We start from the raw sequence: 26,325 nt of genomic DNA, 5'->3' as shown, positions 1-26,325 counted from the left end.
GTAAAAGGTTATCCATTTCTGGTCATGGATGAAAATCGTTTTAGGCGATTTTGTCTTGATGTTTTGACGACGACTTTTCGGTGATCAGTTTAATGATTTCGTTTGCTGTTGCTTGGATAGCGGGTACGGCGACTGAATTGCCAAACTGTTTATAAGCGGAAGCGTCGGCAACGGGAATGATATAGGGTTCAGGAAAACCTTGTAGCCTTGCCCATTCTCTGGGGGTCATTTTTCTGATGCCTTCACGATTGACTTCTCCTTTGATTTTTGTAGTTGGTGTAAAGTCGGTAATTCTATGGTCTATCACTAAATTTCTTTCACGGCCCATTCCTCCGCAAACTACTGCATTGGCAATTTGATGGTCTTTAATAATTTCGTAGCCAAAGCCATTGCCTTTATTTTCGTGCCTTGCTTTGTGGTTTACAAGCGTTTGAAGGTATTGGGTAGATAAATAGTATTTGGTGTCGACTACGTCTTTTTCCTTAATGTCGGCAAATGATACCTTTTTATTTAAGGGTTGGGGATAGTTAAATTGATTGATGTGTAGACTTGGGTGAAAGCCTACAATATAAATTCTTTCTCGGTTTTGCGGAACTCCGAAATCTTTGGCATTAATGATTTGTGGCTCGGGTACAAAATACCCTAAATCGTTTCTTAAAACATTCAGAATTGTGGCTAGTGTTTTTCCTTTGTCGTGACTTCTTAGTCCTTTTACATTTTCCAGAAAAATAGCTTTTGGTTGTTTGCGCCTGATGATTTCTGCAACCTCGAAAAACAGTGTGCCTCTGGTGTCTTCGAAACCACCACGTTTTCCTGCAATGGAGAATGCTTGGCAAGGGAAACCAGCACATAGCACTTCAAACCCATCTGGGATATATTTTTTGGTTTCTTCTTTGGTGATATCGCCAAAGGGTGTTTCTCCGAAGTTAGTCCGATAAGTTTTTTGAGCGTGTTTGTCCCATTCGCTGGTGAAAACACATTTGCCACCTAAGTTTTGTAGGGCTAGCCTAAAGCCACCGATGCCCGCAAATAGGTCAATAAATTTAAATCGTGGGTTCTCGACAGGTATAAATGGTACTGTTTCATGATTTAAAAAATCTAGCCGAAAATTTTCGGCGGTGTAATTCTCAATGAATTCTTCCGAAAAGTAATTTTTCACAATTTCATTGGTGTAATTTATTGCTTCTTTTTTGAAGGATTGTGAAACACCATTTTTATTGTTGTGAAGATAGTGTGTAATAACGGCATCCTTGATGTCAAAATCGGGGATAGGATTTTTCCTGTCATTTCTGATTTTTTCAAGTGATATTTTTTCCGTTACTTTCATCTTTCCAACGCTATTATTAGTGCAAAGTACAAAAAATATTTTTCGGTTTTTTGGTGGGCTAAATTCTTGGTATCACTTTTAATTATTGCAATTTTTTTGTTTTTAAACCCGATTGAGCGGATTAGCCCGCAGGCGAAGTGTAACGAAGCCGAGGACTATGAGCGAAAGCGGGACTGACCTTAATAGTTGTAGGAAATTGCTTTGCTCAAAAAAAGGAAAAGGCTCCCTATTGGAAGCCTTTATGAGGTAGGTAATTCAAATGGTTTTTGATCGTTAATCACAATTTGAAGGAGCACCGCAATGAGCAAAAAATTATACTCTACTCCGTTTCTGCCCCCGCCAACTACAAACCATCCTTCTTGAAAATGAACCAAAGCAATGCCCATTGCCAAAATGAAAATGGTGAGGAGGCTGGCTGGTTTTACACATCTGTTTGTAAACAATAGCACGGCACAGATGACATGGGAAATTTTAACGGTCCACGCTATGATGAGGCCAAAAGGCGCAAAGCCAATGGTGTTGAGATATAGGTTGCCAAAGGCATTTATTCCGCCGTTAAACATGCCTGGTATGCTATGTGTTAGCAGAATAATGCCAATGGCAATGCGTAAGATCAAGGTGGATTTTTTCATTGTGGTTGCAAAGCTATAGTTTAAATGCCAAGCCTATCCTGGCATTGGTTGAGCCAATGTCGCCCACTTCTGTAAAGACGCCAATTTTTTTGCTGAAGTAGTATTTGCCGCCCGCATATACACCTAAATAAACACCACTGCCGTAGCTGTCGTCTAGGCCGCTATTGGAGAAGTTATCTTTCCATTTAAAGCTTCTGTAGCCAATGGTAGCCCCGCCATATACATCTATTTTTTCAGTGTTGATTTTTAGCAGTTTGTTGAAATGGTACGAAGCTCTTGCGCCTACATAAATAGCCGTAAATTTATAAGAAATACCGCTGCCGTAGTTGTAATTATTAGAGAGGTAATCGGCATTTGCACCTACGCTAATGTCGTTGGTTATGCCTTTTTCGTAAGAGGCTCCAAAGGGAATGCCTCCATTGTAAAATGAGTTGACCCCAACGCCTACGTTGAGCAGGTTGTCGCCTTTACTGTAACCAAATTTTTGGGCTTGGCTAATGAATGCAGTGCTTACGAGAAGCAAAAATAGAACGGTTTTTTTCATTGATGATTGTTTTTTTCAAATGGTTTTTTACGTAATTGAATGACGTGTTTTTTCTCCTGTTTCCTTTTTGGGAATAGATAGATAAAGCAAAGCTAAAAGGAGAGGGAATGTTGGTATTGTAAGAAACCGACAGTTTTAAAGTTCTGAAATGAAGGCGGCACTTTCTGAAAACAGAAATTTTTGTTGTTGAAAGTGTTGTGGTGTAGTATCTGCAAAACGCCTGAAGTCTTTAATAAAGTGCGATTGGTCGGCGTAGTGTAATTGATATACAATAGCGGTCATTTCTATTGAAGGAAGTGCGGTAAGCAATTCTAATGATTTTTCGAACCGAACCATGCGCTGGTATTTTTTGGGGCTGATGCCCAAATTGGCTTTGAAGAGTCTTTCGAGTGTTCTTTCGGTGATGTGGTAGTGCTTTTGTAGGGCAAACAAATCTGTATTAAAAGCAATTTCGTTATTCAGGATGATTTCCTGAATGCTTGTATTGGCGATGGTTTTACGGTTTAGTTTGTTTTCGATGAAGCTGCCTATTGCATTTATTCTGGCTTCATGATTTTGGGCTGTGTTGAGCCGATCAATGAGTTGGTTATAGCCGATTGTTTTTAAATCTAAAATGGTGTCTACCATTTCTTGACTGTTTAGTCCAAAGATTTGATAAAGGGCAAATGGGTGAAAGCTTACTCCGAAATGGGAGAAGTTAGATTCGATTTTAGCGGTTGAGGTATAGGTGTCGATGCCGCAAATGTAGGCTTGGGGTGTTTGTTGGTTTTCCAAGTTCATTAGCAAAGGCTTTTCGTCTACCTGAAATATCAATCGGGGAAACCTATCGGCAAGGTTTTTAAATAGGATTGTTTTTTGTGAATCACCAATATCGCAGCTCCAAAAATAACGCACGTAGTTTTTTAAATGTTTGGGAACTGGATAGGTTTTAAAATTCATTTATGGAATATTGTCAATGATATTTGGCATACGGGGAGCGGCTTTACATAAAAATGCGAAAAATAATGTGATTTTTAAAATGGAATGTCAGAATTGACAGGTTTTAATTTGCAATGCAGGTTTTTGTTAGTTAAACCCGATTGAGCGGATTAGCCCACAGCCGAAGTGCAACGAGGCGAGGACTATAAGCGAAAGCGGGGTTAGCTTGAATAGTTGTAATGGGTTGCTTTTCTAAAAATTATTTCGATGATTTGGCTCGGTCGTTAAAATCGAGGCATAGGTTAAGCCAGAACTCGAAATCTTCTTTTCGGGAAAAGCCCTCGGGTTCTACATAACAATATCCTGCCATCTGTTTCCCTTTCATGATCATGGGTAGAAAACCTCTTTTTTCAGCAAGTTCTTCAAGCAAGTTCGGCTCGAAACGACACATTAAGTTTTCACCGCTTACGTTAATACACATTTTATCGTTAACCATGAAAGCAAGACCGCTAAACATCCTTTTCTCTTCTATTTTGAGATTTGGAATTGCTGCTAGATGTTCTCTTATTCTATCTGCTAGTTCAATGCTGTAAGCCATAGCTAAAGTTATTGATTTTGGCCTTAAAAGAAAAAGTCCCGTATGTACGGGACTTTTAATATGCTGTGTCATTCTGAACGAAGTGAAGAATGTGCTTGAGATTCCTCGTCGCTACGCTTCCCTCGGAATAACAAGGTGATTATGCTAATAATCTGATTGGCGCTTCTAACAACTGTTTTAAAGTTTGTAGGAAAGCTGCACCAGTTGCACCGTCAACTACACGGTGGTCACAACCTAGGGTTAATTTCATCACGTTGCCTGGGACAACTGCGCCATTTTTAACTACAGGAACTGCTTGAATAGCACCCACAGATAAAATAGCTCCGTCAGGAGAGTTGATGATTGATGTAAACTCATCGATACCGAACATTCCTAAGTTAGATACGGTAAATGTTGAACCTTCCCAATCTGCAGGCGTTAATTTTTTAGCTTTCGCTTTAGCTCCGTATTCTTTTACTTCTGCAGAGATGTGTGACAATGATTTGCCGTCTGCAAAACGTACTACAGGAACCAATAAGCCATCTTCAACAGCCATGGCTACACCAATGTTGGTGTGCTCGTTGAAACGGATTTTATCGCCACCCCATGATGAGTTTACTGCTGGATGTTTTTTCAAGGCTACGGCCACCGCTTTGATGACGATATCGTTGAAAGACACTTTAACAGGAGCTACATCGTTGATGCTTGCACGAGCAGCCATTGCATTGTCCATATCTACGCTAATGGTTAGGTAGAAGTGAGGAGCGGTGAATAAGCTTTCACCCAAACGTTTTGCGATGGTTTTGCGCATTTGCGAAACTGGCTTTTCTGTGTATTTTTCTTCGCCCACATAAGTAGGGATCACAGGAGCTGCTGCAGTTTTTTCCAATGAAGCAGCAGGTGCGTCAGCTTTAGCAGGAGCCGCTGAAGGTGTAAAGTTTTCTACGTCCTTCTTGATGATACGGCCACCGTCTGCGCTGCCAGCAACTTGCGCTAAATCAATTCCTTTTTCTTTTGCAATTTTCTTAGCCAAAGGCGATGCAATGATACGCCCACCATTTGAGTTAGAAACAACTTGTGCTTTTTCTTCCTCTTTTGGAGCTTCAGCAACTTTCGGGCTTTCGGTCTCTTTGCTTCCCGACTTCGGAGCAGCAGGAGCATCGCCAGCAGCTAAAATGCCAGAAACATCTGTTCCTTCTGGACCTACAATAGCAATGATGCCATTTACTTTAGCAGCTTCGCCTTTTTGTACGCCAATATGCAATAAAGTACCAGTAGCGTAGCCCATTACTTCCATCGTCGCCTTATCGGTTTCTACGTCAGCAAGTACATCGTCATCTTTTACTTTATCACCTACTTTTTTATGCCACTCGGCAATCACGCCTTCGGTCATAGTATCGCTTAGCAAAGGCATGCGAATTACGGTAATGCCTTTTGCAGAAAGTTCTTCTTCGCTTAAGCCAGCGCCTTGAGAAGGAGCTGCTTCAGTTTTAGTTTCTTCTTTTGGAGCTTCTTCTTTTGCTTCGGTTTTAGCGCCGCTAGTTTGAGCTTCCAAAAGTGCTTTGTAGTCTTCGCCTTCTTTACCAACAATTGCCATTAGGGCATCAATTGGAACTGCTTGGCCTTCTTCTACACCAATATATAGTAGTGTGCCATCCCAGTAAGACTCCATGTCCATGGTTGCTTTGTCTGTTTCAACTTCCGCTAAAACATCACCACTTTTTATTTTATCGCCTACTTTTTTGTGCCACTTCGCCAAAACCCCTTCGGTCATGGTGTCGCTCATTTTAGGCATATTAATTACTTCAGCCATCGATATCTTTATTTGAATGCTTGTCTAAAAATTAAATTTGTTGAAAAGGGTAGTTTTGTTCTACATAAATATCCGTGAACAATTCTTCTGGTTGTGGCCATGGAGATTCTTCAGCAAATTTTACAGACTCGTCTACAATGCTTTTTACTTTTTCTTCAATTTCGGTTACCCAAGCCTCATCAGCATATTTTTCTTTAAGGATAATGTCTTTGATGTGTTCAATTGGGTCTTTTGCTTTGTACTCTTCCAATTCTTCCTTGGTACGGTATTTTGCAGGATCCGACATAGAGTGGCCTCTATAACGGTAAGTTCTCATTTCTAGAAAGGTTGGCCCTTCTCCAGCACGAGCACGTTGAATGGCTTCGTCCATGGCGTTGTGTACCGCTACCGGATCCATTCCGTCAACTGGTGCGCACGGCATATCGAAACCTAAACCAATTTTATAGATGTCCATCATGTTGGTGGTACGTTCTACTGATGTCCCCATGGCGTAACCATTGTTTTCGCAAACAAAAATTACTGGAAGTTTCCATAACATAGCCATGTTGAACGCTTCGTTTAAAGCTCCCTGACGTACCGCGCCATCGCCCATGTAGCAAATGTTCACATTGTCGGTGCCTTTATATTTTTCTGCGAAAGCGATCCCAGCACCTAGTGGCATTTGTCCACCTACGATACCGTGACCACCATAGAAGTTGTGCTCTTTGCTGAAAATGTGCATTGAACCACCTTTGCCTTTTGAGCAGCCAGTAGCTTTACCATACATTTCGGCCATGATGCTGTTAGCACTCATTCCTAGTGCTAAACCATGAGCGTGATCTCTATAAGAAGTAACCATTGAATCGCCTTGTTTCATTGCAGAGATTGCTCCTGCAACTACGGCTTCTTGTCCAATATATAAATGGCAAAAACCTCTGATTTTTTGCTGACCATAAAGTTGTCCAGTTTTTTCTTCGAACTTGCGCATCAGCAACATCGACTCAAACCACTTCAAATAGGTATCTTTATTAATTTCTACTGCACTCATGTTTTGATGATAAATTTTTTATTTACGAGAGCAAATCTAATCTATTTTCTTGTATTTTTTTATACGCATTTATGTAAAAACATCAAGAGGTAGTGGTTAAACCCCTTGTTGTACTGCTTTTTATACCGTTTTTAGAAATGGTAAATTTTACACTATTCATTTTGGGTGTATTTGGGAAAACTCAAAGCCTTTAAAAACAGAAATTTTATTTGGTGTTGGAGAGCTTTGGCGTAATTTCTGATTTTACTCAAAAAAAGACTGGTTTTTTAAATAAAAATACATTTGATAATCGCCGTCTGGAAGGTCTCAGGATAAAAAATGTTAATAACTTCACTTTTTAACATTTTAATATTTGGATTCAAGAACCTTAAATTATAATTTTGCTGCCTAACAATAAGCCCACGGTGGTGTACGTTAAGTGTAAGTGTTGTTTACCCAAACTTAATAGTATAACATGATTAAAAAGTTTTTGTTTTCTACTTTAATCGTTCTCGCAGCTTTTTCGGCAACATTTGCCCAAAGCAAAACTAAAGAAGCTGCCAAAGTAGAAGATCCAGACAATTTAGCTTCGCAATATTTCTCGCAAGTAATGGGGGTTGCTGTGAACGCAACGTCAAACCTAAAATTATATAAGTTTATTTACGAATGGATAGGAACTCCCTACCGTTTTGGTGGTAACACTAAAAAAGGAATAGACTGTTCTGCTTTTACCAAAGCTATTTACGACAAAGTTTTTAATACAACCATTTTACGTAACTCTCGTGATATCTTTAGCATGGTTAATCCATTGTCTAAGGATGAACTGAAAGAAGGAGATTTGGTTTTCTTTAAAATTAAGAGTCGCAGCATCTCACATGTAGGTATTTATTTGGGCGATAATCGTTTTGCTCATGCTTCAAGTACTCGTGGCGTAGTGATTAGCAATTTAAATGAGCCTTATTATAGCCGCTATTTTTATAAGGGTGGTAGAATTATTGAACCAGGCGATAAAGAATTTATAGAAGAATAGTCTGATTTTAAAATTTCAGATTGACGATATTAGATTTATCCTTCCCTTTTTTGGGAGGGATTTTTTTTGGAACATGAAAAAGATTTTTGGACTGCTAGTTGGGATTGCTGCTACCTATCTGATGTTAAGTTGTCAAAATAGAACAACGGAAGCTAAGCAGGTAATTAAAAATGATACCCTAAAGGTAAGGAAGCTAAAAGATACGATTAGCATTGTTGCTGTTGGTGATATGATGTTGGGCTCTGCTTTTCCAAGTAAGCTCAATTTGCCGCCTGATGATGCCATTCACAGTTTTAAGGCCGTTGATACTTTTTTGAGGGGAGATATTGTATTTGGTAACCTTGAAGGTTGTTTCCTGAACTCGGGAAATTCTTCTAAATGCAAGGGGATCAATCCCAATAACTGCTACGCTTTTAGAATGCCCGATCGTTATGCTGGCATTTTTAAGACCGCTGGCTTTAACGTACTCAGTGTTGCCAATAACCACGTGGGTGATTTTAACAACAAGGGTCGTAAGAATACCGCAAAGATTTTGGACTCCTTGCAAATCCATTATGCGGGACAATTGGATAAGCCTTTTGATTTGTTTTCCATTGATAGTGTGAAGTATGCATTTGTGGCATTTGCTCCCAATGAAAATACGGTTTCAATTAAAAATATAGATAGTGCCAAGCTACTGGTGGCCGAGTTGAAAAAACAAGCCGATATTGTGATTGTATCTTTTCATGGTGGTGGTGAAGGTGCCAGATTTGAACATGTTACCCGAAAAACAGAGATTTTTTATAACGAAAATCGTGGCAATGTGTATGCTTTTGCACATGGTGTAATTGATGCGGGTGCAGACGTAGTACTTGGACACGGGCCGCACGTAACCAGAGCGGTAGAGGTTTACAAAAACAAATTTATTGCCTACAGCTTGGGTAATTTTTGCACTTATGGCATGTTTAGCTTGAGAGGGCCAAACGGTATAGCACCTTTACTGCAATTGAAAATAAATAGCCAAGGTGATTTCTTGTATGCTGATGTGGTTTCTGTAAAACAGGATAAAATTAGTCGCTTAACTGTGGACGATAGTGGTGCTGCATTTCAAAAGATGAAGACGCTTACTGACATGGATTTTAAGGGCCATGGGCTGAAATTCGAAAACAATAGGATATCGCTGGATGAAAAACAATAAACTAACCCTACATTATATGATTGCTGCTGCTGCCATTGCGGTGGTGCTTTATGCTTTGTACCTGCTTTACCAAGATCCCGAGCGCATCAGATTTTTGATTCTTACTATTATAGCTTGTGCGGTAGTGGCGCTAGGGCAAATTCTCATTATTCGACAAAAGAAATCTCTAAACAAGAAATAGTTGGTGCTTAGGCTTCGTCTTTGGTATTCTTAATCAGCCCAATGCCCGACATGAAAAAGATAATGGCAATGACGGCTACAACTACGAGTTCTCTGGTGCCCACGCTATGCTTTAGAAAGCCCCAACCTGCATAAATTAATCCTGCAATGCCGAGAATGGTTAAGATAGTGCCGAAGGTTCTTTTTACGTTCATGTCTCTGTAATTCAATATTGCATAAACAGCATAAAGTATTTTTTGTTTGTTAAGCTGTTTTGAGATTTACCCATTGTTTTTTGGATTAAAGGGAATAGGAATGCCGCTTGCTGGTTTATTTTTAGTAATATTGATCATCAAAAATTATTGCTATGGATTACTTCGGTTATGGCGTACTTGTATTTGCGCTAATTATTCTTTTCAGTTCATTTGTTACGGTTAAACAAGGAACAATTGCGGTGATTACCATTTTCGGTAAATATCAGCGCTTGTTGCGTCCAGGACTTAGCCTTAAAATTCCTTTGATTGAGGTCATTCATTCGAGGATATCTATTCAAAATCGTTCAGTTGAGCTGTCTTTTCAAGCAGTAACGCAAGATCAGGCCAATGTATATTTCAAAGCCATGTTGCTTTATTCGGTGCTTAACCATGATGAAGAAACCATCAAAAATGTAGCTTTTAAATTCGTCGATTCTAATAACTTAATGCAGGCGTTAATCCGTACCATTGAGGGGTCAATCCGTGCTTATGTAGCTACCCAGAAACAAGCAAATGTATTGGCTCAGCGTAATGAAATTGTAGAGCACGTAAAACACCAAATTGACCAAGTATTGGAAAGTTGGGGATATCATCTACAGGATTTGCAACTCAATGATATTACTTTCGATGAAGAAATTATGCGCTCAATGAGTCGTGTAGTGGCTTCTAACAACTTAAAAGCTGCTGCTGAAAACGAAGGTCAGGCTTTATTGATTACCAAAACTAAAGGTGCAGAAGCTGATGGTAATGCGATTAAAATTGCCGCTACTGCTGAACGTGAAGCTGCGCAATTGCGCGGTCAGGGTATTGCGTTATTTAGGGAAGAAGTAGCGAAAGGGATGACCAATGCCGCTCACGAAATGCAACAAGCAAATCTGGATACTTCAGTGATTTTATTTACCATGTGGACTGAGGCAATTAAACAATTTGCAGAGTATAGCGAGGGCAATGTGATTTTCCTAGATGGTAGCACAGAGGGGATGAACAATACGATGAAGCAAATGATGGCGATGCAGTTGAACCAAAAACCTGCGGCAGATAAGAAATAAATTATTTTAACCACCTTAGATATCTAAGAACATTTTAGTCGCATGGCTTAGATGAACCAAGGTGTCTTAGGTGGTTTTTATTTTTTACCATTTTAGACATTTAAGCACATTTTAGATTTGAACCATTAAAGCCTATTGAGTTTTTTAACTTGACTATCTTAATCCTTTAATGTTAGATGAACTAAGGTGTCTTAGGTGGTTCATTTAAACCTATAAATCCAATCTCAAATTAATCGTTTCAATGGCCTTAGCCTCCTCCCCACTTGGAGAAATGTTGTAGGCACGTAAAATAAACTGGTCGGAGTTGATGATTTCCAGTTCAGTGCGCCAGCCCCAAGGTTCAGGCATTTCACTATTACTGTATTGACCCGTTACCGAAAATCCATTACTGGTTTCCTCGCCCTCAGAGAACATAATTCCTGTGCCCATGTGAAAGCTATCGATCCAGCTACAAACACATTTGTTATTGCCCAAATCAAAGCCCCAAACCATTAGCCCTTCGTGTGTTTTACCATTGATCACGCCTCGGTACTCATAACGTATAAAACGTTTGTTAAGCAGCGCAATAATTTTACTGCTCGTTGCCGATTCATCCGCCAGTACATCTTTCTCAAACCAAGTACGTGTACGACCGTCCCAAGTGCCTATTAAACTGAGCAGTCTCAAATGAGGACCGCCTTCTTTTGATAATTCGAATTTACTTTTGCTCATCACTACAAGATACGATTTTTGTGTTATCGATATATGTTTGAACGATTGAAAATTTGAAAGGTTTGATTTGTTTAATCGGTGAATTGTAAAACTGTAAATGACGAAGTGTAAACTGCCAACTGAAAACTGTAGATTGTGAGCTGAAAAACTTTTAACTTAGGCGCATGTCATCACACCATATCATCAGAGAAAAGCAAGAACCAGCGCTATATATCCACGAATTAGGAAACTTTAATGAAGAGTATTTGGGCCAGCTTTTAGAGTGGAGTCCAACAGTGTTAGTAGCCGCTAGTGAATATGAAAAAGTAATTTCCTTGGAACTCAAGGTAGACGTAGTGGTTGGTAATTTGCCAATGGGAGCAGTATTACAAGAGGATATCCGAATTATTCCGAAACCAAACGTGGGCTTAGAAGATGCTATGGAATTTCTTATCAAAGAAAAATATCCAGCGGTGAATGTCATCAGTAGCATCGACAGTTTTGATGATTTAACCTGCTATTTGCCCGATATCAATTTGGTGCTTTTCACCGAGCGAAGTAAACACTATCCTATCAAAAATGGATTTAGCGTTTGGAAACCTGCAGGTACTGTTTTGCTGATCGATGTGATCGCTTATTTTGAAGCTGATAACCTGATGCAACAAGAAATGGGCGAGTTTGTAGTGGTAGAAGATGGCTTAGTGTCGTTCAGATTTCAAGTGCCTTATTTATTTATTGGAGAGCTGCTTTAACTAGTATTTAGATATTAGTAGTTAGTATTTAGATAGGCTAAAGACTTATAACTTAAAACACGTACAACATATCACCTTTAACTCAACTAACCCCTGATCCTTAAAAAAATGATATATCTCAGGAAAGCAAAAGAAGAAGACTTACCCACCATTAGAAATTTGGCCGAACAGACTTGGCCTACCGCTTACAGCGACATCATCTCCCAAGAACAGATTGTATTTATGTTGGATAAAATGTACAATCAGGGCGAACTTTTAGGGCAACTGCATGATGGGCACACTTTCCTTATCGCTTCTGAACTAAAAGAGGATGTTGGTTTTGCTGGCTTCTCTGTAGTCGACTCGGAAAATCACGTTTATAAACTGCACAAGCTTTACGTGCTACCTAAAATGCACGGAAAAGGTGTAGGCAAAATCTTAATGAACGAAGTGGTTGATCAAATCAAGGCTCAGGGAGCAAAATTTTTACGCCTTAATGTAAACAGAGATAATAAAGCCAAAAATTTTTATGAAAAGGCTGGTTTTAAAATAAAAGAAACCGTTGACCTTGATATTGGTAACGGTTTCTATATGAATGATTATGTTATGGAGAAAGAGATTTAGCCTCTATTTATTCCAAAATTATTAAAGGTCCTTGCGTTTAGTTGTTGCAAGGACCTTCTTTATTAATGACCTCTGATTGGATCTTTAGGTTTTGTGGTACTAGGATATTTGTAGTTTTTCATTTCCTCTTGTAAGATTTTGATGGTTCTTTCCAATTGAGGATCTCTACCTTCTAACAAATCCTTAGGCGTTTGTTCTACAAAAACATCTGGTGCTACCCCTTCATTTTCGATGATCCACTTACCTTTTGTGTCGTAAATACCAAAGTTTGGAGAAGTAATGCTACCGCCATCCAACAAGCGCGGATAGCCGCTAATGCCTACCAGAATACCCATCGTGGTACGACCAACTAGTTTACCCAAACCTTTCTCTTTGAACATATAAGGCATCATGTCGCCACCTGAACCAGCATTTTCATTAATGATCATGGCTTTAGGGCCGTAAATGCCATTACCTGGTGTAGTGAAGCTTTTACCGTCTCTAATTGCCCAGTAGCTCATCAATTCGCGGCTTAGCAAATCAATTACATAATCTGCCACCCATCCACCGCCGTTATTACGCTCATCAATTAATAGTGCTTTTTTGTCCATTTGCGAGAAATAGTAACGATTGAAGTAAGTGTAACCATCAGGGCCCGTGTTTGGCATGTACACATAGGCAATTTGGCCATTACTTAATTCGCCTACTTTTTTACGGTTACGTTCTACCCATTCCATTCTACGCAATTCCATTTCGGCACCTGGCGTAATAGGTACTACTACCACTTCTCTAGCACCATCTAAGCTAGGCTTGCTATTTACCTTAATAGCTACTTGCTTACCTGCTTTAAAATCGAAAAGACTGTAAATAGAGGTTTCCGCTTTTACTGGTACGCCATTAATGGCCACAATGTAATCGCCTTCTTTAATGTTCAAGCCTGGTTCTGCCAAAGGTGCTTTAAAGCTAGGGTTCCAATCTAAACGGTTAAAGATTTTACTGATCTTATAGAAGCCATTTTCGATTTGATAATCGGCACCTAACATGCCTACCGTTACAGAAGTAGCCGAAGGCTCATCGCCAGGATAAATATAGTTGTGGCCTACCACCATTTCGCCCATCATTTCGTTTAGCAAATAAGCCAAATCAGATCTGTGGTTTACATAAGGTAAGAATTTTTCATACTTGGCTTTAACTTCAGGCCAATCGGCACCGTGCATATTTTCTACATAGAAATATTCTTTTTCCATTGTCCAAACCTCGTTGAACATCTGTTTCCACTCAGCCGTAGGATCTACCAATAATTTGATGCCATCTAACTTGATTTTGCCAGTTTCTGGTGTAGCAGGTTTTTGTGCAGCAGGCACAATGAAATAACTTCCTCTTGAAGTATAGATCATGCTCTTACCATCGGCACTTACACCAACCCCATAAACGCCCTGTACCAAGCTAGTGCTTTCCATTTTGCTCAGGTTTAAGGCGCTTAATTCTCCATTGCGGATGTACAATAATTGGCCATCAACACCACCTTCAATGCTAGATAAACCACCTGCAGGAATAGGCAATGCAATGATACGATTGTTCAAATCATCTAAATCAACCTCAATTGGTTTTTTAGTTTCAACTGGTTTTGCAGGTTCAGTAGGCTTGGCATCTTTTTTATCGGTTGATTTCTTTTCTTCTTTCTTAGGCTCTTCCTTTTTAGCTGGAGCAGGTTCTTCGGTTATTTTCTCTTCATCACTTTCAGTTTTGTATAACGACGGTGTTTTTTTAGAAAGAATTAATGCATACGCAGTATAGTTCACTGGACGTTGATATGCAGACATGTGCAAGCCGCTGTTAGTTAAACCCACATCGGTACTGGCCATAAAGAACAAGTACTTGCCATCTTTACTAAAGTTAGGGTTAACGGCATTACTCATTCCGTCGGTTACTTGTGTATGGCTTTGTTTCTCCAGATTATACAAGAAAACAGCACTCACACTATTTGGCAAAGTCGCAACGTATGAAATCCATTTCGAATCTGGCGACCAGCTTGGCATTAACTGATTGTAAGTCCTTGCGGTATGCGATCCCAATTTATCCTGTTTTACCAATATTGGTTTTTTAACATTGATATCGATGTAATATAAATTCAAATGTGCATCAGCATAGAAAAGTTTTTTGCTATCTGGCGACCAAGTGGGTTGGAAATAAAAGTGAGAATCGCCCAAATTGATATACTCTGGCCCGCCTTTAGTGGCTTGGTTTAACAACACCAATTGGTATTTGCCGTTTTTATCAGATAGGTAAGAAATGTACTTTCCGTCTGGCGACCAGCCTGGATATTTTTCATAACTGCCTGGTGAATTAGATAAATTACGGGCATCGCCTTTTTCTTTAGGAACAGAAAAAATCTCTCCGCGACCTTCAAATAAGGCTCTTACCCCTTTTGGCGAAATATCGAAGTTTCTGATGTCGCTGGCCAAATCAATATATCGAGTGCGTTTATAAGGAGCATCTGCTTGGATTAAAATCTTTAAAGTGTTGACTTTGTTATTGCTCACATCTAATAAATGAATGCGACCACCTTGTTCAAAAGCAAGCGTGTTTTTGGCTCCTGTTAACGATTTAATATCATAATCTTTGAAGTTGGTGATTTTATCAACTTTCTTAGCTTTTACATCATAACTGTAAAGATTGAGGGTAAGGTCTTTATCGTTCAGATAATAAACTTTATTGCCTACCCATTGAGGTTTTACATTGTTGGCACCTTCTCCTGGAATAATTTCGATGTTTTTAGTCTGTGTATCGAAGATCCAGATTTGAGGCATACCACCCCCACGATAGCGTTTAAAAGCAACGTTTAAACGGTCAGAGGGATCGGTGTTTTTGATATAAGCCCAGTAGCGTCCATCAGCCGAAGGAGAACCTTGTGTAGCTTCGGGCATTGGTAGTGGCTGTTCGTTGGTGCCATCTGTTTTAATGCGGTGCAAGCGTGGACTTAAAGCGTAGTTATAGTCACGGGTTGAAGTGAAATAAACTTCATCATTGTTTAACCAACCTTTAATCAAATCAGCACTTGGGTGGAAAGTTACTCTTTTAGGTTCGCCTCCTTCTACAGGGATCACATAAACGTCTGTATTCCCATCATAATTACCCGTAAAGGCAATCATTTTCCCGTCGGGAGAAAAAACAGGACTTTGTTCCACGGCTGGATTAACCGTTAATCTTCTAGAATTGCTGCCGTCACGGTTGGCAATCCAAATATCGCCGCCATAAACAAAGGCTACATTTTTTTCGCTTACCGATGGACTGCGCAATAGCAAGGTCTCTGTATTCTGAGCATATGTGCTCTGCGCAGAGATTGCCATAGACATGGCGCCTCCGCATAATACTTTCAATATAAATCTATTCATTGTGTGGTTTATTGTTTCAATTTAGGGATTCTAGTAGGCGTGTCGGCTCCGCTGATGATGCTCACTGCACTTTTGGCAATCGCTTTAATGGTCGACAAGATGTTTTCTACATCTAAAGAACTGTACTCATCTTTTACGGTATGGTATAATTTATCGATATCAATCTGATCAGTGCTGATGGTATGCGCTGGTACACCTAATGCTGCTAAAGTAGCATTATCACTTCTGTAGAACAGATTTTGGTCTTTATATGGATCTGGATGGAAGGTAAACTCAGTTCCTTCTAGATTTTTTTGAAGGATTTTGCCAAAGTCAGATTTGTCGTAACCTGTAATGAAAGCAGTGTTTTTGCCAAACTTGCTGTCTTTACCAATCATCTCGATATTGAACATGGCCACTACATCATCAGGGTTTAACTTTTCTGAAAAATAACGAGAACCATAGCCACCAATTTCTTCAGCAGTAAAGGCTACAAAGATTAAGGTGCGCTCATTTTTGTTCAGTTTTTTATAATATTTGGCCAAAGCAACTACTGCAGAAGTTCCCGAGGCATCATCGTCGGCACCATTCATAATGCTGTCTCCCTCTACTGGTTTTACAATCCCCATGTGGTCGTAGTGGCCCGAGAAAACGACTAGTTCTTTTGCTTTAGACTTGCCAGGAATCATTCCTGCTACGTTAAACAAAGGCATTTTTGAAACAGTGTTTTTTAGCTCGACTTGGAAAGAGCTTGCACTTTCTTTGTCCAATACGAATACGGTTGCAGGGCTTTTGGCATTTTTCAAGTCTGCTTCGTCCACCACAGTTTCTCTTCCAATCATGCCTTTTACTCTTTTAAATGCATCTAGGAACTTCATGTCAACCAAAACCAATTGTCTTTTGCCACTGCGTGCTAAAGTTCTAAACTGGCTCATGAAATCTTTGCTTTCATCTAGTTTAATCCAACCATCACCATTGGTTTGGTCAAAAGAAACACTTTCGACTCTGTTGCCATATACCAAGATGTTTTCTTCGGCAATGGCTTGCCCATCAATAGTCACTTTTGCAGAAAGTGGCTTTAACTGATATTTATAAAAAGTTTGACGGTATCCTTTCTCACCATCTAAAGGTTTTAATCCAATGGCTGCAAATTCTTTCTCTATAAATGAGGCTGCTTTATCAATGCCAGGTGTAAAAGTACGACGGCCTTGCATATCGTCAGAACTTAAAGTTTTAATCAAATGATCTACATAATCTTTGGTAATGATTTTGTCGATGTTTTGAGCGTTTGCCGTTAACGAGGCTAAAGCAAGGCCCAATGCGTAAAAGGTTTTTTTCATTTTTATGGTTAATATGATTAGCTAATTTTTTTAGTTAGTTCGTTTTTGGTTGTTTAGGTTTCTAGTTTGTGTTAATCGCCCGCTACTAATTCCTGGTTACTTTAAAGCACTTTCCAACCATTTTTCTCTAAAGGCTTTCATTTCGGCGGTTAGTGTTCCTCCAGTACTTTCAATAGTCACTAATTCCAACATCGGATTTTCAATGAAGGTTAGCTTGGTTGTTCTTTCTACTCCTTTTCGACTGTAAACAATCTCAATTGTTTCACCAGGTTGGTGTTTTGCGGTGATGGCTTCAAAGTCTTTCACAGTTTTAATCTCCTCTCCGTCGGCTTTTAAAATAACATCATCAATATCCAGTCCTGCATTGTAAGCGGGTAAACCTACCGTAGTGGCTGGAATAATGATTTTTCCTGTAGCGCTGGCTTCTAGACGCCCAATACCGCTGTAAGCTTTTCCTGCAGCTTCTTTACGTAAAACCAATCCTGCTTTTAGCAATAGTGACGCATAATCTTCCTTCTTGGTTGCATATACAAAATCTTTAAAAAACTTGTTGGCAAAGCTTGGGTTTTTGGTAAGGCTGGCTAAGGTTTTTTCCAAATCGTTGATGTTGTAAGCAATCTCGGTTTTGCCATAAGCCTTCCATAAAGCCTGCATATAATTATCCAAAGTAAGGTTAAAGTCGGACCTTAAGCGTAAATCTAAAGCCAAGGCAACCGCTGCGCCGTAGGTATAGTATGAGGTGAAGATATTTTGCTGATTAGTTCGGTCAACGGCCACGCCTGCGTCTGCAAAAACAGCGTATCTGCTGGCTTGTACTGGCGAGAAATTTTTTGCCCCTGGCGAGTTGCTTACTGAATTTACCAAGCTGCCAAATACACGTAGCATATTTTCTAGCGTTCTAAAACCTGATCTTTTTAAGGTTAAATTGCCATAATACTGGGTAAAACCCTCGGCAATCCAAAGCTCATCACTAATGTTCGATTGGGTGAAATTAAAAGGCTCTAAAGTTTTTGGACGTAAACGTTCTACATTCCAAGCGTGGAAAAACTCATGCGAAAAAGTGCCCAATAAATTGCTTTCGTTACCCGCAATTTTAGGCGTGCGTTGTACAATCACGGTCGAGTTTCGGTGCTCCATGCCATCACCTGCGTAACTTGGGTGTACACAGTGTAAAAAATAATAGTTGCCATAATCAAAAGTAGGAAGCTCTCCGAAGATGGCTTTTTGCTCATCCACCACTTTTTTAATCATGTTGGCGTAGTTGAAAATGGTCATTTCATCATCGTCGGAATGGGCAATTAAATGGATTTTTTGGTTTTTCCCATCTGTGGTTTTTACTTCCCAGCTGGCTTCTTTAAAGGCTGATATTTCGATAGGGCTATCCATAAAATATTGGAAATCTTTGGCGTAGTAAACACCGTTGCCCATTGATTTTAGCTGCGTAGCTACTTTCCAATCTGCTTGCTTTGGATAGCTGAACTTTACGGTTCTAGGGCGTTTATCCATGCCTACAGGGAAAGCAAAAACAGCTGGAATATTCATGTGGGCATGTTGCTCGTCGAAACCAGCATAAGTACCGTCAATCCAGTTGCCAAAAATGGTATAAGTGATTTTAATTTTGCCAGCAGGTTTTTCAATCTCGAAAACATCTCCCGCAGGTTGTTTAAGTGCCAAGGCTTTTCCATTGGCATCAAAAGCTTTTAAATGATAAATGTTTTTGCCAAATTCGTGAGTAGCATATCGGCCTGGGGAGGAGCGTGCAAATCTAACTCTCAGTGGTGCGTTTGCGGGCACGTTGGGTATGGTCATGCTAATTTCAGCCTCATGGTGTACCACATTTGGGAAACTCACTTCATAGCTGATTTCTTGCTGGGCTTTAACGCTTATGGAGGTGCCCATAAGCAAAGCAGCGATTAGGTAATTCTTCATTATGTGTAGTTTAATGTTTGAAGTTAAAACTTCCTTTTGTAAATACCCTGATTTGGATGCATTTTTTACTCTTTTTTGGTTTTGATTTTAAGGTTTGTCTTTAGAAAAGCAATGTTTTTGGAGCTATCTGTGCATGTCCCGCCTTACGCTCATACGCCTGCAGGCCTTAACCACAGGCTGGTATCCGCTGCTGTCGGGTTTAAATAACCCAAGCCTGTATAAAAACACCAACTTTGTGTTCTTAGCATAACTCTTACTTTTCTTCGCTGCTAAATTCTATATTTTGTCACCACAAAGGATTTTTAAAGAACTGCTAAGAATGCAAAGTAATGTGAGTTTTGGGTGTTAAATTTGGTCTGACAGGCCCTGAAATACATTCAAGGTGACGTTAAATGGGCGTTTCGTCATGCTGAATTTATTTCAGCATCAGCTTTTAGGGATATTATGTCAATATTTTAAATGACAAATATATTAATCGGCTGATATTGAATGAAAAATATCCATAATTCGCGTAAAGTCTTGTGTTTCGCTATGAGATTCTTCGCTGCGCTCAGAATGACAGGTAAAACAAAAAGTATTTCCGCTGGTGTAGGGTTTAGTTGGCAAGTGTTGTGCACAGGTTTAAGTATTTTAAACCCGATAGGAACGGAAAGCCCACAAGGAGCGTGAGCGGATGAGGACTTGTAGTGGATAGCGGGGCTGCTGTAGCCAAGACGTAATGGCGTACATTTTCTCCATTAAAATATTTGGCTATTGTACATCAAACAAAAATGCATTAACTTGAGCCTAGCTAACTAATTATAACCTATGCAAATTAAAAAACAAAGCAAACATTATGATGCGGTAATTGTGGGCTCGGGGGCTGGTGGAGGTATGGCGGCGTATACGCTTGCCAAAGCTGGATTAAAGGTGTGTATTTTGGAGGCAGGTGCCATGTACGACCCGCAGAAAAACATTACACAATTAAAAAATCCTTGGGAGTCGCCGCGTAGGGGAGCGAGTACAAAATTCCGTCCTTTTGGCGATTTTGATGCTTGTTACTATGGTTGGGATGTGGAAGGAGAACCCTACACCAAGGAGCCTGGAACGGAGTGGGATTGGTGGAGAGCTAGGATGCTTGGGGGTAGAACCAACCACTGGGGCCGTATTTCTTTACGTTTTGGCCCTAAAGATTTTAAGAGAAAAGATATTGACGGATTGGGAGAAAATTGGCCCATCAGCTATGACGATATTAAACCGTTTTATGATAAGGTTGATAAATTAATCGGAATTTTTGGGACTAATGAAGGCTTGGAAGACCATCCCGATGGTTTCTTTTTGCCGCCTCCAAAGCCGCGCTTACACGAACTTTTCATCCAAAAAGGGGCAGCAGTTTCGGGGGTAAAGGTTATCCCTTCGAGGTTGTCTATTCTTACTCAAAAAATTAACGACGAACGTGGCGTTTGCTTTTACTGTGGGCAGTGTAATAGAAACTGTAGCATGGCAAAGGCCGATTTTTCTTCGACCAACGTGCTTATTTATCCTGCTTTGGCTACTGGCAATGTTGATATTGTAGCTAATGCCATGGCCAGAGAAGTGATCACTAATGCGGAAGGTTTGGCCACTGGCATTTCGTACATCAATAAAGATGATATGATGGAGTATCAGGTAACTGGTCGTACCGTAATATTGGCTGCCAGTGCTTGTGAATCGTCGAGGTTGTTGCTGAACTCTAAGTCGAAACGTCATCCCAATGGCTTGGCAAACAATAGTGATGTGGTTGGTCGTTATTTACATGACTCTACCGGAGCGGCAATGGGTGGGGTGCTTCCTCAGCTTTTTGATCGAAAAAGGTATAACGAAGATGGTGTTGGTGGTATGCACATTTATTCGCCATGGTGGTTAGACAATAAGAAATTGGATTTTCCTCGTGGTTACCATATTGAGTACTGGGGTGGTATGGGCCAACCTGCCTACGGTTTTGGTGGTGGTATTGAAGGAATGAATGGGAAATTTGCGGTTAGAGGTGAGCAAAAAGAAGCAGGTGGTTATGGTAAATCGCTGAAAGAAGATTATCGTTATTTCTACGGTGCTGGAGTGGGCATGGCTGGTCGTGGAGAGGCTATTCCTTTATACGATAATCGTTGTGAAATTGATCCTAATGTAGTGGATCGATATGGTATTCCAGTATTGAAATTTAATGTGAAATGGAGCGAGCATGAAATTTTGCAAGCCAAGCACATGAAGGAAACTTTTGATGAAATGATGCATAACATGGGCGCTATTGTGACTTGGGGGGGTGATTATAATAAAGAGAACAATTATGGTTTGGAGTCGCCTGGAAAGATTATTCACGAAGCGGGAACGGCCCGTATGGGGAATGATCCTAAAACTTCGGCGTTGAATAAATATAATCAAGCTCATGATTGCAAAAATCTGTTTGTGGTAGATGGCGCTGCTTTTACTTCGCAAGCAGATAAAAATATTACTTGGACCATTTTAGCGCTTTCGATGAGGGCTAGTGAATACATTATTTCTGAAATGAAAAAACAAAACTTATAACCATGAACAGGAGAGAAACATTAAAATTATTAGGTGTTGGTGCCATTTCGGGTACGGCTTTAGTAAGCGGTTGTAAGCCTAAGGAAGAAAAGGAAGTAGTTGTAAAGGATCCAGAGTTTACCTACGACCGGGCGAAAGAAGAATTAGCAAGAGAGAAGGAGCTTTTAGCACAAGAAAACTTTTTTAGCAAAGAGGAGATGACCACCATTACCATTTTGTCGGATATTATTATTCCGAAGGATGAGGTGAGTGGAAGTGCATCGGAGGCTAAGGTTCCTGAGTTTATTGAGTTTATTGTGAAGGATATGCCTCAGCATCAAATTCCGATGCGTGGCGGTTTGCGTTGGTTGGATTTGCAGTGCTTAAACCGTTTTGGCAAACCATTTAGGGAGTGTAGTGACAAACAGCAGATTGAGCTGGTAGATATGATTGCTTATCCTAACAAAGCAAAACCTGAAATGAGCCAAGGCGTTGCGTTTTTTAATCGCATGCGCAATTTGGTAGCATCGGGTTTTTATACTTCGGAAATGGGTGTGGCTGATATTGGCTATGCAGGAAATTCCCCAAACCAATGGAACGGCGTACCTGATGACGTGTTGAAGCAATACAAGCTGGCTTACACCGAAAAACAATTAAAGGAGTGTGTGAAGTTTGATAGTTAAACTAGGAGCTAGGGATTAGTAGCCAGGAACTAGTTGTTAATGGCTAGTTGCCTTGCAAACGAGTAAAATAGCACCGTCATTTCGATGAATGTAATGAAGAGAAATCTAGCAAATTGTATATGCGTCTTGCTAGATTTCTCCTATCGACGAAAAGAAAATATTACAACTCCCCAACAAATTCTTTCATCGCCAGGCCAGGGTTTGCAGTTTTCATGAAGTTCTCACCAATTAGGAAACCTTGAAAACCTGCCTGTTTCAGCTCTTTAATGGTTTGCGGATGGCTAATAGCGCTCTCCGAAATCTTTAAAAACTCATTAGGGATTTTGTCCACTAAATCAAAAGAAGTTTGAATATTCACCGTAAAATCGCCAAGGTTCCTATTGTTTACCCCAATAGCATCTAAGTGCGGACAAATACTGCGTTCCAGCTCTGCTAGATCATGTACTTCCAATAATACATTCAATCCCAAACTTTGAGCAAGCTTACCCAAATCCATAATTTGCTGCGGACTTAGAATAGAAGCTATTAGTAAAATAATGTCGGCTCCCCAAGCTTTGGCTTCTAAAATTTGATACTCGTCAATCATGAAATCCTTCCTTAAAATGGGAATTTCATTTACGCTACGTGCTTGGATTAGATCTTCCTTTTTACCGCCAAAGAAATCAGTATCTGTGAGTACGGAAAGTGCTGAAGCGCCCGCCGCATTGTAAGCTTTGGTAATTTCCTTAACGTCGGCATTGCCGTTAATCACTCCTTTTGAGGGCGACTGCTTTTTGAATTCGGCAATAATACCTGTTCTATCGGTAGCGAGTAAAAAATCCTTAAAACGGTAGGGGGTTCGTCCAAATGCAGGGCTATTTTCTAACTCTTTTACACTTGTTTGTTGTTTGGCAAGTATAATTTCTTCTTGTTTTCGTAGAACGATTTTGTCTAAAATATTTTGGCTCATGTTTTTTATTTCGGCCGTCATTGCGAATGTCGTGAAGCAATCTTAGGTGACGATATGATTTATTCTTCTAGTCCTTTTGCTTTTTTATTTTTTAATTTTGACTTTTAACTCCCTTCCAACCAGTTCTTCATCATCTGCTTGCCTGCTGGGGTCAATACACTTTCAGGGTGAAACTGTACGCCGCAAATGTCAAGTTCTTTATGTCGCAGCGACATAATTTGGCCTTCGTTATCTACGGATGTAATGGTTAAGCTTTCAGGTAAACTACTAGGGTCAACTACCCAACTATGGTAACGACCCACTTCAAATGGAACGGCAATGTCTTTGAAAAGCAATTCATCGTCAACTGTTTTACTTACCGGAGTGGCAATGCCGTGCATAGGTCTGCCTAAGTTCAGTAAGCTGCCGCCAAAAGCTTCAGCAATGGCTTGTTGCCCCAAACACACGCCCATGATACTTTTTGTAGGAGCGTAAGTTTTAATGACATCTAGTAGTAAACCTGCTTCTTCTGGAATACCTGGTCCAGGTGAAAGTAAGATTTTATCATACCTGGCAACATCCGAAAGTTCGAATTTGTCATTTCTCCATACTTCGGTTTCATAACCTAATTCATTAATCAAATGCACCAAGTTATAGGTGAAACTGTCGTAGTTATCTATTACTAAAACTATATTTTTATGCTCGTTCATTGTCAATCGTAATTCGTCAATCAAAAATCTTAAATCCCAGCAGCCATTTCTATTGCTTTACGCAATGCCGCTATTTTGTTGTTTACTTCGTTAAGTTCGGTTTCAGCAACCGAATCGGCTACAATTCCAGCACCCGCTCGATAATAAAGCTTGTTATTCTTGCTCATGAACGTTCTAATCATGATGGCATGGTTAAAATCATCGTTAAAGCCCATGTAGCCGATAGCCCCAGCGTAAAAATTACGGCCCAAGTTTTCATTTTCATCGATCAGTTGCATGGCCCTGTATTTTGGAGCACCACTTAACGTCCCAGCGGGATAGGTATCTGCCACCACTTTGAAAGCACTATCTTTTTGTTGAAGTTTCCCACTTACTTTGGATACCAAGTGGATCAAGTGCGAGTAGTATTGTACCTCTTTAAAGGATTTTACTTCCACTTGCTGGCAATGACGGCTTAAGTCATTACGGGCTAAATCAACCAGCATTACATGTTCCGCACTTTCCTTAGGGTCATTTTCTAAGGCTTTGGCAATTTTTGCATCTTCTTCATCGTTACCACTACGTTTGAAAGTCCCTGCAATGGGAAATATGTTAGCCGTTTCGTTTTTGATGGTGATTTGAGCTTCTGGCGATGAACCAAACAACTTGAAACTACCATAATCAAAATAAAACAAATATGGAGAGGGATTGATAGAGCGAAGGCAACGATACACGTTAAATTCATCTCCTAAAAAGCCTTGTGTAAAAGCCCTTGAGGGTACAATCTGAAAAACATCGCCACGGTAAATGTGCTTTTTAAGTTTCTCCACCGTATCAACAAAGTCCTGATCGGTAAGGTTGGAACTTTCGGCTCCGTTAGTGCTAAAGCCATATTCAGGGAAATTTTTATTCTGGATAATGTATTCCATCTTGCTCAAGTCTTCATCTTCATCATTGTTAAAGGTGTTTTTGAACAAAGTGATTTCGTTTTTGAAATGGTCTATGGCAATAATGTACCTATAGATGTGATATTGCATTTCTGGAATTTTATCTTCTTCGGGCGTAGCCGATGAAAATTTGATATCCTCAAAATATTGAACACAGTTCCAAGTGAAGTAACCAAACAAACCACTTGAAATGTGTTTTGATTCTGGTGCATTAATTTGCTTGAACTTGTTTTTAAATGCAGTGATTTCATTGGAAAGCACAAAGTCTTGCTTTGTTTCTATTTTCCCATCAGGATAGCTGATGCTAAGGGTTCCGTCTTTAACCACAAAACCCGCCACAGGCTCGGCACAAACGTAGCTGGTTGCATTTTCTCGACTATGGTAATCGGAGCTTTCCAGCAAGATGGTGTTGGTGAAAACATCTCTCAAACGAAGATAGATGCTAACAGGTGTTGTCGTATCGGCTAATCTTTTCTTATTGTAAGTATGTATCTGATATGTGTTCATTTTTTTATAAAATAAAAAACCCGACGTGTGGTTCCGTCGGGTTTGAATGTGGTTTAAGTTTAGGTTTAAGTTGATAAACTATATTTTGCACGAGTCATTGACGAAACTTTCTTTCGAGTTAGTATGCCAGTGCCAAGTGTTTATTTTGTTAATCATCGTAAAGCAAATTTATACAAAATGTTAAATAATCAAAATATTTTGAAAAATTTTATTGTTTTTCCATTTTTTGCAGGACCTTACATCAATCGTCATTTCCGTTAAGGCGGAAACCTTAAAGCAATATGCATTACGATACCCAATCGAGTTGGGTATGACGTATTATGAACTAGAGGAGCTGTTTAAGAAACGCCAAATAAAGTTCTAGATGGGTCGTTTTTAACCATCATAAAAATAGAACCAATAATTAAAATTAATGCCAAGCCAAAGAAAATAGCGATGGCTTTATGTTTTGCTACCCCATCCGTAATTTTTTTAGACTTTGAATTACCAACAGTAATTAATATTACAGCCAAAAGCATGATGGCAATATGTTCCATTTTCCAATAGCGGTATAAAGCTTCGCTGCTTGGCCCTTTGGTTAAAGGGCTTAAAAAATATAAGATCAACCCAAAAAGGAATTGGATGTGTGCGCTGATTAAAGTAAAAACATTTAGCTTTCTATTGCCTTCTGTGTATCCTTTTTTGCCTAGCCAACCAGCCAAAGCTTGTAAAAGAGCCACCACTAATAGAATTAGAACAATGTAGCGCCAGCCAGAGTGCGCACTTTTTAGGATTCCGTATAAGTTCATGTCTTGTTTAATTATTTTTTCAAAAATAGGAATTTAATTGAGCGGTTGTATCGGGTGTAAATTTAGGGAGTAATTTATAATCGTTTTAAGTTGTGAGGGCTAATCTATGA

Annotated in this window: 24 protein-coding genes; 8 read left to right on the top strand and 16 right to left on the bottom strand. The window is 39.7% G+C overall.

Translation table 11 applies throughout. The features are described from left to right. Positions 1-40 precede the first annotated feature (40 nt). The 7 genes from DUT70_RS10610 to pdhA form a co-directional block, all read right to left on the bottom strand. Positions 41-1,327: a DNA cytosine methyltransferase gene (locus tag DUT70_RS10610; RefSeq protein ID WP_113647312.1), complete on the bottom strand. Its 1,287-nt coding sequence runs from the start codon at positions 1,325-1,327 to the stop codon at positions 41-43. Positions 1,328-1,566: 239 nt separating this feature from the next. Further along, positions 1,567-1,959, bottom strand: a complete 393-nt coding sequence (locus DUT70_RS10605) for a DoxX family protein (RefSeq protein ID WP_113647311.1) — start codon at positions 1,957-1,959, stop codon at positions 1,567-1,569. A 13-nt stretch (positions 1,960-1,972) separates the two neighbouring features. Then, a complete protein-coding gene (locus DUT70_RS10600; protein WP_113647310.1) occupies positions 1,973-2,503 on the bottom strand; it encodes a hypothetical protein in 531 nt (176 codons plus the stop codon). 135 nt (positions 2,504-2,638) lie between these two features. Next, positions 2,639-3,442, bottom strand: a complete 804-nt coding sequence (locus DUT70_RS10595; RefSeq protein WP_113647309.1) for a helix-turn-helix domain-containing protein — start codon at positions 3,440-3,442, stop codon at positions 2,639-2,641. A 238-nt stretch (positions 3,443-3,680) separates the two neighbouring features. Next, positions 3,681-4,019, bottom strand: coding sequence for a TfoX/Sxy family protein (locus DUT70_RS10590; RefSeq protein WP_113647726.1), 339 nt, complete (start codon positions 4,017-4,019; stop codon positions 3,681-3,683). Between the two features lie 139 nt (positions 4,020-4,158). After that, on the bottom strand, positions 4,159-5,811 hold the full coding sequence (locus DUT70_RS10585) for a 2-oxo acid dehydrogenase subunit E2 (RefSeq protein ID WP_113647308.1): 1,653 nt from the start codon (positions 5,809-5,811) through the stop codon (positions 4,159-4,161). 31 nt (positions 5,812-5,842) lie between these two features. Beyond that, positions 5,843-6,838, bottom strand: coding sequence for a pyruvate dehydrogenase (acetyl-transferring) E1 component subunit alpha (gene pdhA / locus DUT70_RS10580; RefSeq protein ID WP_113647307.1), 996 nt, complete (start codon positions 6,836-6,838; stop codon positions 5,843-5,845). Positions 6,839-7,292: 454 nt separating this feature from the next. On the opposite strand from pdhA, the gene DUT70_RS10575 reads away from it, so the two are divergent. The 3 genes from DUT70_RS10575 to DUT70_RS10565 all read left to right on the top strand — a co-directional run bounded on the left by DUT70_RS10575 (position 7,293) and on the right by DUT70_RS10565 (position 9,205). Next, a complete protein-coding gene (locus tag DUT70_RS10575; RefSeq protein ID WP_113647306.1) occupies positions 7,293-7,847 on the top strand; it encodes a C40 family peptidase in 555 nt (184 codons plus the stop codon). Positions 7,848-7,920: 73 nt separating this feature from the next. After that, on the top strand, positions 7,921-9,024 hold the full coding sequence (locus DUT70_RS10570) for a CapA family protein (RefSeq protein ID WP_113647305.1): 1,104 nt from the start codon (positions 7,921-7,923) through the stop codon (positions 9,022-9,024). Continuing rightward, entirely contained in the window at positions 9,011-9,205 is a 195-nt protein-coding gene (locus DUT70_RS10565; protein ID WP_113647304.1) for a hypothetical protein, read from the top strand. The genes DUT70_RS10570 and DUT70_RS10565 overlap by 14 nt, the downstream gene beginning before the upstream one ends. Before the next feature lie 7 nt (positions 9,206-9,212). On the opposite strand, the gene DUT70_RS10560 is transcribed toward DUT70_RS10565, so the two are convergent. Then, entirely contained in the window at positions 9,213-9,398 is a 186-nt protein-coding gene (locus DUT70_RS10560; RefSeq protein WP_113647303.1) for a hypothetical protein, read from the bottom strand. 152 nt (positions 9,399-9,550) lie between these two features. Between DUT70_RS10560 and DUT70_RS10555 the strand changes: the two genes are divergently transcribed. Then, positions 9,551-10,486, top strand: a complete 936-nt coding sequence (locus DUT70_RS10555; protein ID WP_113647302.1) for an SPFH domain-containing protein — start codon at positions 9,551-9,553, stop codon at positions 10,484-10,486. Positions 10,487-10,696: 210 nt separating this feature from the next. On the opposite strand, the gene DUT70_RS10550 is transcribed toward DUT70_RS10555, so the two are convergent. Continuing rightward, positions 10,697-11,197: a DUF1579 family protein gene (locus tag DUT70_RS10550; protein WP_113647301.1), complete on the bottom strand. Its 501-nt coding sequence runs from the start codon at positions 11,195-11,197 to the stop codon at positions 10,697-10,699. A 164-nt stretch (positions 11,198-11,361) separates the two neighbouring features. Here DUT70_RS10550 and DUT70_RS10545 point away from each other — a divergent pair, with 164 nt between their 5' ends. Together DUT70_RS10545 and DUT70_RS10540 are read left to right on the top strand one after the other, a co-directional pair. Further along, positions 11,362-11,928, top strand: coding sequence for a thiamine pyrophosphokinase (locus DUT70_RS10545; RefSeq protein ID WP_113647300.1), 567 nt, complete (start codon positions 11,362-11,364; stop codon positions 11,926-11,928). A gap of 108 nt (positions 11,929-12,036) precedes the next feature. Continuing rightward, positions 12,037-12,531: a GNAT family N-acetyltransferase gene (locus DUT70_RS10540; protein WP_113647299.1), complete on the top strand. Its 495-nt coding sequence runs from the start codon at positions 12,037-12,039 to the stop codon at positions 12,529-12,531. Positions 12,532-12,593: 62 nt separating this feature from the next. Here DUT70_RS10540 and DUT70_RS10535 read toward each other — a convergent pair whose 3' ends face one another. From DUT70_RS10535 to DUT70_RS10525, 3 genes are all read right to left on the bottom strand, one after another. Further along, a complete protein-coding gene (locus DUT70_RS10535; RefSeq protein WP_205529785.1) occupies positions 12,594-15,905 on the bottom strand; it encodes a S41 family peptidase in 3,312 nt (1,103 codons plus the stop codon). A gap of 8 nt (positions 15,906-15,913) precedes the next feature. Continuing rightward, positions 15,914-17,224, bottom strand: a complete 1,311-nt coding sequence (locus DUT70_RS10530) for a M20/M25/M40 family metallo-hydrolase (RefSeq protein WP_113647297.1) — start codon at positions 17,222-17,224, stop codon at positions 15,914-15,916. 96 nt (positions 17,225-17,320) lie between these two features. Beyond that, positions 17,321-19,153, bottom strand: a complete 1,833-nt coding sequence (locus tag DUT70_RS10525) for a M61 family metallopeptidase (RefSeq protein ID WP_113647296.1) — start codon at positions 19,151-19,153, stop codon at positions 17,321-17,323. Between the two features lie 807 nt (positions 19,154-19,960). On the opposite strand from DUT70_RS10525, the gene DUT70_RS10520 reads away from it, so the two are divergent. Next, positions 19,961-21,694 carry a GMC oxidoreductase gene (locus DUT70_RS10520; RefSeq protein ID WP_113647295.1) on the top strand — a complete coding sequence of 578 codons (1,734 nt, stop codon included), beginning with the start codon at positions 19,961-19,963 and terminating at the stop codon, positions 21,692-21,694. Between the two features lie 2 nt (positions 21,695-21,696). Next, entirely contained in the window at positions 21,697-22,356 is a 660-nt protein-coding gene (locus DUT70_RS10515) for a gluconate 2-dehydrogenase subunit 3 family protein (protein ID WP_113647294.1), read from the top strand. A 160-nt stretch (positions 22,357-22,516) separates the two neighbouring features. On the opposite strand, the gene trpC is transcribed toward DUT70_RS10515, so the two are convergent. From trpC to DUT70_RS10495, 4 genes are all read right to left on the bottom strand, one after another. Further along, on the bottom strand, positions 22,517-23,305 hold the full coding sequence (trpC, locus tag DUT70_RS10510; protein ID WP_113647725.1) for an indole-3-glycerol phosphate synthase TrpC: 789 nt from the start codon (positions 23,303-23,305) through the stop codon (positions 22,517-22,519). Positions 23,306-23,409: 104 nt separating this feature from the next. Next, a complete protein-coding gene (locus tag DUT70_RS10505) occupies positions 23,410-23,994 on the bottom strand; it encodes an anthranilate synthase component II (RefSeq protein ID WP_113647293.1) in 585 nt (194 codons plus the stop codon). A 29-nt stretch (positions 23,995-24,023) separates the two neighbouring features. Next, a complete protein-coding gene (locus tag DUT70_RS10500) occupies positions 24,024-25,427 on the bottom strand; it encodes an anthranilate synthase component I family protein (RefSeq protein WP_113647292.1) in 1,404 nt (467 codons plus the stop codon). Between the two features lie 338 nt (positions 25,428-25,765). Beyond that, on the bottom strand, positions 25,766-26,215 hold the full coding sequence (locus DUT70_RS10495) for a cytochrome B (protein WP_113647291.1): 450 nt from the start codon (positions 26,213-26,215) through the stop codon (positions 25,766-25,768). Positions 26,216-26,325: the final 110 nt, after the last annotated feature.

Origin of the sequence: Pedobacter chitinilyticus, from assembly GCF_003313385.1 — a bacterium.
Lineage (GTDB): Bacteria > Bacteroidota > Bacteroidia > Sphingobacteriales > Sphingobacteriaceae > Pedobacter > Pedobacter chitinilyticus.
Note: the sequence above shows the minus strand (reverse complement) of the source record. Positions and strands in the feature narration are given on the sequence as shown.